The sequence below is a fragment of the Streptomyces sp. NPDC005070 genome, from assembly GCF_053600395.1.
On the sequence record NZ_JBSFZS010000220.1, the window covers coordinates 1 to 6,794 of the forward strand.

Here is a 6,794-nt window from a genome sequence, read left to right on the forward strand (position 1 = left end):
AAGGCGATCTTGTCCGGGCGGATCCCGCGCGGCCCTGCCGGTGGTCGGGGTGGCGGGATTTGAACCCACGGCCTTCCGCTCCCAAAGCGGACGCGGCCGGTGATCTCTCCTCCCGCGCCGACAATCTCAACCAGCTCAGCGCGTTCATCGGCACGCATTCCTCGGGCAACGCCGTCGTCGTCATGGGCGACACGAACACCCGCTACACCCGGTCCGGCGACACCATCGCGGAGTTCGCCGCCGCCAACGGACTGACGGACGCCTGGGTCCAGCTCGTCCGCGGCGGCACCGCGCCTGCCAAGGGCAGCGACGCCCTCGTCTGTGACCAGAGCGGCACCACCGTGCCCGACACCTGCGAGGTCGTCGACAAGATCCTCTACCGCGGCAGCAAGTCGGTCGCACTCGACGCGACGAGCTACCACAACGACCACACACGCTTCCTGACCTCCGACGGCCTCATGCTCTCCGACCACGACCCGATCACCGCGTCGTTCACCTGGTCCCGCGCCGGCGGCTTCCAGCTCAGCGACCAGTTCGGAGGGCCGCACGGCGACTACTTCAATGACATCGTCCAGGTGCCGGCCGGCGCCCGAGCATCCGTGGTGTCCATCCGCAGCGGCTCACGGGTCGACCGGCTGGGGCTGACGCTGAGCGACGGCACCACACTCACGCACGGCGGCACCGGTGGCACCGCCGCCTCACTGACGCTCGGCAGCGGCGAGTACGTCACCTCCGTGCAACTCTGCAAGGGCGTGAAGGACAGTCATACCCGTATCTTCTACGCGAAGTTCACCACGAACCTCGGCCGGAGCCTGGCCGGAGGCACGACGACATCGGACTGCGTGACCCGCACCGCGCCGAGCGGCCGGCAGCTCGCCGGCTTCCACGGCCGCGCGGGGGACGAGGTCGACAAGATCGGCTTCATCTCCACCCAGCGCTGACCGGGCCGCAGGCGCCCGAACCGTTCCCGCCGGGTTCCCGGACCCGGCGGGAGCCGGTCAGGAAGCGTCCGACAACCACGGTCTGACTCTCTTGCGGGCCTCGTGCAGACGGGACTTGAGCGTGCCGAGCGGCACGCCGACACGCTCGGCGGCCTCCGCGTACTCGAGCTGACAGATGTCCCGGTAGACCAACGGCGCGACCAGATGGGGGTGTTCGCGCTCCAGTCGCTCCAGCGCCTCCAGCAGGTCGATCCTGGAACCCGCGATGACACTCGTCGTCCGCGGATCGACGTACCACGCGGCGTCGATGGCCTCCGGCCGCTCGGCGGCCCGCCGCTTCAGCTCGCGGTACTTCTGCCGGGCGCAGTTGGCGACCACCGTGTACAGCCAGGTGCTGAACCGGCTGCGCCCCTCGAACGCCGTGATCCTGCGTGCGACCTGGAGCAGGACGTCCTGGGCCGCCTCCTCGGCGTCCTCACGGCAGGGGAGGAAGCGCGCACACCGGCGGACGACCTCGGGCCGGACCTGCCGGAGCAGGACGTCGAGTGCCGCCCGGTCCCCGGCCGCCGCCCGCAGCGCGAGTTCCTCGGTCTCCGCCGCGTCGCCCACCTGGCGCTCCCCTCGATGCCGGCCAGAGGCCAGGCATGATAGTCGTATGCACTCGCTGGAGCGGATCGGCCGTTACCGCCTCGAACGGCGCCTGGGCGCGGGCGGTTTCGGCGTGGTCTGGCTCGCCCACGACGACGTTCTCGACGCTGCCGTCGCGGTCAAGGTGCTCACCGAGAACTGGGTCGACCGCCTGGACATCCGGGAACGCTTCCTCTCCGAGGCCCGGCTGCTGCGCAAGGCCGACTCCAACAGGGTCGTCCAGGTCTACGACATCGGTGAACTCCCCGACGGCAGACCCTACTTCGTCATGGAGTACGCCGACGGGGGCACCCTCGCCGACCGGATCGAGGCCGGTCCGCTGCCCGTCACCGAGGCGCTGCGCCTGACGGCACTCGCAGCGCGGGCCGCCGCCGCGCTGCACGCGGCCGGGATCGTGCACCGCGACATCAAGCCGTCCAACGTGCTCCTGCGCACCACACCCGGCGGGGCCGACCGGGTGCTGCTGGCCGACCTCGGGCTCGCCAAGAGTCTGGCCCAGGCCTCCGGACTCACCATCGCGGCGGGCTCGGCCGGCTACACCCCGCCCGAACAGGCCCGGCCGGGATCCGGCATCGACGCGCGCGCCGACGTGTACAGCCTGGGCGCGCTCGGCCACCACCTCGTCACCGGTTCGGTTCCGGGCCCGCCGGGCGAGGTCGAACGCCCCGACCGGCTCCGCACGGACATCGGTCCGGACGTCGGGCGGGCACTGCTGCGTGCCATGGAACCCGACCGGGAGCGGCGCTGGCCGAGCGCCGGGGCCTTCGCGTCGGAGCTCGAACGGCTGGCCGGGGAGGCCGGGGACGAAGGTGTCCCCGGCTCCCGGCGGAACCGGCGGCCCATGCGACCCCGGCGCTCCACGATCCTCGCGGTGACCGGCGTCGCCGTGGCCTGCGCCGTCGGCGTCGGCGCCGTACTGCTGGAGCACAGGCCCGCCGCGAGAACCCTCGCGGTCGAGGACGGCACGGGCCGGATCACGGTGGAGGTACCGGCCGGCTGGGGTGGGCAGGTGCGCGACTCGGGATGGAATCCGCGGTCGCTGGGACTCGACGACGTCACGGAACCCGGCCTCGTCGTCGCGAACCGCCTGGCTCGCTGGCCGGACCTCCGCGCCGGTGTCGACGGGGCCTTCGTCGGACTGAGCGAACACGGCGACGTGACCGGCGCGGTCCGCGCCATCGCGCACCCGGGATGCCACTACGCCGGAAGCCACGCCTATGCCGGCGCGCGCTGGCACGGGCTGATACGGACCTGGGACGGCTGTCCCGGCGAGGACGGCCGCCTCACCGAGGCCGCGCTGACCGCGACGGGGACCGGCACTCGGTCCCAGGTGTACGTCCAGATCCGCCAGGAGAGCGGCGACGACGACACGGCCGACGGTGTCATCGGCTCCGTACGCCTCAAGGCCTGATCCTGGACGGGCGGTCCCGCCGGAACCTGTCGGCGATCCCGCGAACTTTTCGGTCCCCGGGCGCATCCAAGAGGAATGACGGGGCGCGACGCGCCTCGCGCATGGGCGATGAGCCCGTACGGAGATTCGCAAGGAGTGGTGACATGTCGACCTTCCCGCAACCGGCGGCGGACACGGACCGGACCGGCACGGGGTCCGCGCATCGCGCGACACCCGGGGCCCGGCGGGCCGCGCTGCTCGCGGGTGTCGCCCTGCTGAGCCTGCTGACCGCCTGCGGCAACGGCACCCCGCAGGGCTCGCCGAAGACCCTGCCCGGCACGGCCGGACCGGCGTCCGGCGGCACGAGCACCAACACGACGGCGGGTTCCGGCGAGGCGGCCGACCCGGCCGCGAGCGCCGCCCCGTCGGAGAAGACGGGAACCGGGACAGGCACGGGGTCGGGGAACGGGTCCGCCTCGGCCTCGGCCTCCGCGGGGAGCGCCGCGGGCGGCGGGCGCTGCCACACCTCGGAACTGCGCGCCTCCGTCGGCCGCAACGACCCCGGAGCGGGCCAGGAGAACTTCCCGATCGTCCTGACGAACACGTCCAAGCGTGCCTGCACCGTACGCGGCTACCCCGGCGCGGCCTTCGTCGACGCGTCCGGCAAGCAGCTCGGACCCGACCCGCGGCGGTCCTCGGGCACGCCCACGACCGTCGTGCTCGCGCCCGGGCACAGCGCGTGGTCCGGACTGACCTTCTCCAACCCGGAGATCAGCGGGGCGGACACGGCGACTCCCGCCTCGCTGATCGTCACACCGCCGAACGAGCGGGACTCGCTCACCGTGGCGTGGACCCAGGGCGAGGTGCCCGTGTCCGGCAACGCGTCGTCGGTCTCCCTGACGGTCGTCCGCCCCGGGAGCGCCCCCTGACCGGGCGTACGGCCGTGCGCCCGGCCGTACGCCCGGCCTTCGCCGCGCAGAACGCCGTCTCCCATGCCCACCAACCGCCCCTCGCGCAGCCGGATTTGTCACAGAACGGCAACGTGTCCCGCTTACCGCGACCCTTTCCGGAATTTCACGCATCCCACCGTTTGACGCACCCCGCGAGAGGCGCGTCGTTCTGACGAAGGCATCGGCTCCGAACCCGGGCCGGTGCCAAGAACATCGGGGGATGAGCGATGAGCGGTGTCTCACGCAGGCGACTGCTGGCCGCGACGGCGTCGGCGGGCGCGCTGGGAGCCCTGTCGGCCTGCTCGGCGCAGGACTGGTCCGTGGGGAGCGGGGGCGACGGCCCGGCGCGGCTCCGGCCGGTCAAGCTGATCGGCGACGGGTCCACGGCGGACACCGGAGCCCAGCCCAGGCAGCCGAAGGCGAAGCGGCTGAAGCCCGGTGAACGGCCCCCGCAGTTCGTCGTCTTCTCCTGGGACGGCGCGGGTGAACTGAGCAACAAGCTGTTCTCCCGGTTCCGCAAGGTCGCCGCCGATCACGGGGCGTCGATGACATTCTTCCTCAGCGGCATCTACACCCTGCCGGAGTCGAAGAAGCACCTCTACCACCCGCCGCAGCACCCCGTCGGCGCCTCCGCCATCGGCTATCTCTCCGACCGGCACATCCACGCGACCCTCCAGCAGATACGCGCGGCCTGGCTGGAGGGGCACGAGATCGGCACCCATTTCAACGGTCACTTCTGCGGCACGGACGGGGTCCGCCGCTGGTCGCCCGCCGAGTGGCGCAGCGAGATAGCGCAGGCGAAGAAGTTCGTCACCGAGTGGCGGACCAACACCGGCTTCACCGACCTGGAACCGCTCCCGTTCGACTACGAGAAGGAGCTGACCGGCGGCCGTACTCCCTGTCTGGAAGGTCAGGCGAATCTCCTGCCGACCGCCGCCGCGCTGGGCTGGAAGTACGACGCCAGCTCGCCCGGCGGACTCCAGATGTGGCCCGCCAAGGTGCGGGGCGGCAAGATCTGGGACTTCCCGCTCCAGTCCATCCCGTTTCCCGGCCACTCCTTCCAAGTCCTGTCGATGGACTACAACCTGATGGCCAATCAGTCCGGCGCCAATCCGCTCGGCGACCGCACCCGGTACGACGCCTGGCGCGTCCAGGCCCGCGACAGCTACCTCGGCGGCTTCCGGCGCGCCTACGAGAGCAACAGGGCCCCGCTCTTCATCGGCAACCACTTCGAGCGCTGGAACGGCGGCATCTACATGGACGCCGTCGAGGAGGCACTCTCCCGGATGGCGGCCCACGAAGACGTCCGCATGGTCTCCTTCCGCCAGCTCGTCACCTGGCTGGAGGCCCAGGACCCCGCGGTCCTGCGGAAGCTGCGCACACTCGACCCGGGGCAGTCGCCGCTCGGCGGCTGGGACGAGTTCCTGGGAACGGCCGGTTCGACGGGCTCGGCCGGCGCTTCCTCCGGCACCGCGGCATCCTGACGAACGGCCTGGGGACGGGGGACCGCCGGAGTCACCGGCGGCTTCCGTGGCCCCCTCCGCCGAGCGATCCGTAGCCGCCGGAACCGGAGCCCGTACCGTAACCGCCGTCCCGGGGCGAGCCGTTGAGCCCGTCTCCCGGGCAGAAGGCGGACACCGAAGCGCAGGAGGTGTCGGAGGGCTCAGCGGACGGCGTGGCGTGGCTGCCGGGAGTCGTGGCCGTCGCGGTGGGCGTCCGGGTGCCGTCGGTCGCTATCGCGGACGCGGACGGCTTCCCCGTGACGGAGCCCTTCGCGTCACCGTCCGTGGAGTCCCAGTTGACGACTTCCAGTTGGAGCGAGGGCGACGAGGTGTCGAACGTCCAGTACTGGACCGGCTCGTTCTCGCGGAGTTTGAGGACGAGTGCCGACTCCCCCTCGGCCGACGCCGGGACCAGGGCCAGATCCGGGTTCCAGCGCGGCACGAGCAGGCCCTGGAGGGTGAGGTCGTAGCGGACGTTCTTCGCCCCGGGCCGCGACAGGTCGGTACAGGGGGCCAGTTGGACGGAGTAGCTCAGGTGCGAGTCCAGACAGAGACCGGGGTGGGCCGCGTCGCGCAGCAGTCCGTCCGTCCCGTACGACCATTGCGTCGCCGACTCCGAGGAGCACGGGATGAGCCGGGCCTCGGCACCGCTCGCCGGTGTCGTCCCGGCGAAGCCGACGCACCGGCCGGTCGCGGCGTTGCGCAGCCGGCCGCGCACGGTGCCGTCCTTCGTCTCCCCGGTCCGGGCCCACGACGGGTCCGTGCTGCGGCTCGGCGCGTCGGCGGAGCGGCCGCCGTCGGCCGTGTCGTGCCGGCCGCCGGAATCGGCGTCGGACACCCACAGGACGAGCGGGATCATGATCAGTACGCTGAGGGTCAGCACGGCGACGGTGACGTTGCGGCGTCCCGGCGAGCGCCTGGCCTCCTTGCGCTCGGCGGCTCTGCGGGAGGCACGGGTTCCGGCGCCCGCCGCGGAGCCGGAGGAGCGGGCCCCGGCACCGGACCGGGAGGCACCCCGACGCCGGGAGAGCCGGTCGTCCCGACGGCTGGAGGACCGGTCGTCCTGGCGGCTGGAGGACCGGTCGTCCCCGACGGGTGCGGGGGCACCCTGTGCGTACGGCGAGGCCGGCCCCGGCACGGCCGCTTCGGGGCCCGTGGGCGGGGTACCGGTGGGCTGACGGGCGTCCGGCGGGGTGCGCGGGGGAAGGCCCGGGGGGCGCACGCCGTCGGCGTCGGGCAGGAACTCGACGATGGGGGCGCTCCCGGCGGCCGGGCCGGCGTCGGCAGCCGGCGCTTCCCCGGCGCGGGCCACGCCTCCGTCGGCCCGGTCACCGTGCGGCTCGTGGGCCGCGCCCGCGGCTGC

The 6,794-nt window shown here is 72.8% G+C and carries 6 protein-coding genes; 4 read left to right on the forward strand and 2 right to left on the reverse strand.

From position 1 onward, the window contains the following. Positions 1–59: 59 nt before the first annotated feature. Positions 60–941, forward strand: coding sequence for a jacalin-like lectin (locus ACWEBX_RS35985; RefSeq protein ID WP_451888959.1), 882 nt, complete (start codon positions 60–62; stop codon positions 939–941). Positions 942–998: 57 nt separating this feature from the next. On the opposite strand, the gene ACWEBX_RS35990 is transcribed toward ACWEBX_RS35985, so the two are convergent. After that, on the reverse strand, positions 999–1,550 hold the full coding sequence (locus tag ACWEBX_RS35990; RefSeq protein ID WP_451888960.1) for an RNA polymerase sigma factor: 552 nt from the start codon (positions 1,548–1,550) through the stop codon (positions 999–1,001). A gap of 46 nt (positions 1,551–1,596) precedes the next feature. Here ACWEBX_RS35990 and ACWEBX_RS35995 point away from each other — a divergent pair, with 46 nt between their 5' ends. The 3 genes from ACWEBX_RS35995 to ACWEBX_RS36005 all read left to right on the forward strand — a co-directional run bounded on the left by ACWEBX_RS35995 (position 1,597) and on the right by ACWEBX_RS36005 (position 5,413). Beyond that, positions 1,597–3,000, forward strand: coding sequence for a serine/threonine-protein kinase (locus ACWEBX_RS35995; RefSeq protein ID WP_451888961.1), 1,404 nt, complete (start codon positions 1,597–1,599; stop codon positions 2,998–3,000). A 143-nt stretch (positions 3,001–3,143) separates the two neighbouring features. Beyond that, positions 3,144–3,908 (forward strand): DUF4232 domain-containing protein, encoded by a 765-nt coding sequence (locus ACWEBX_RS36000; protein ID WP_451888962.1) that lies wholly within the window; start codon positions 3,144–3,146, stop codon positions 3,906–3,908. Between the two features lie 248 nt (positions 3,909–4,156). Beyond that, entirely contained in the window at positions 4,157–5,413 is a 1,257-nt protein-coding gene (locus tag ACWEBX_RS36005) for a hypothetical protein (protein WP_451888963.1), read from the forward strand. A 31-nt stretch (positions 5,414–5,444) separates the two neighbouring features. On the opposite strand, the gene ACWEBX_RS36010 is transcribed toward ACWEBX_RS36005, so the two are convergent. Continuing rightward, positions 5,445–6,794 (reverse strand): ricin-type beta-trefoil lectin domain protein (locus tag ACWEBX_RS36010; protein WP_451888964.1); only part of this gene is annotated, 1,350 nt, incomplete at its 5' end.

Coding starts and splice junctions, on each gene's coding strand:
- ACWEBX_RS36005 (WP_451888963.1), top strand. CDS start 4,157: ATGAGCGGTGTCTCACGCAGGCGACTGCTGGCCGCGACGGCGTCGGCG.
- ACWEBX_RS35995 (WP_451888961.1), top strand. CDS start 1,597: ATGCACTCGCTGGAGCGGATCGGCCGTTACCGCCTCGAACGGCGCCTG.
- ACWEBX_RS36000 (WP_451888962.1), top strand. CDS start 3,144: ATGTCGACCTTCCCGCAACCGGCGGCGGACACGGACCGGACCGGCACG.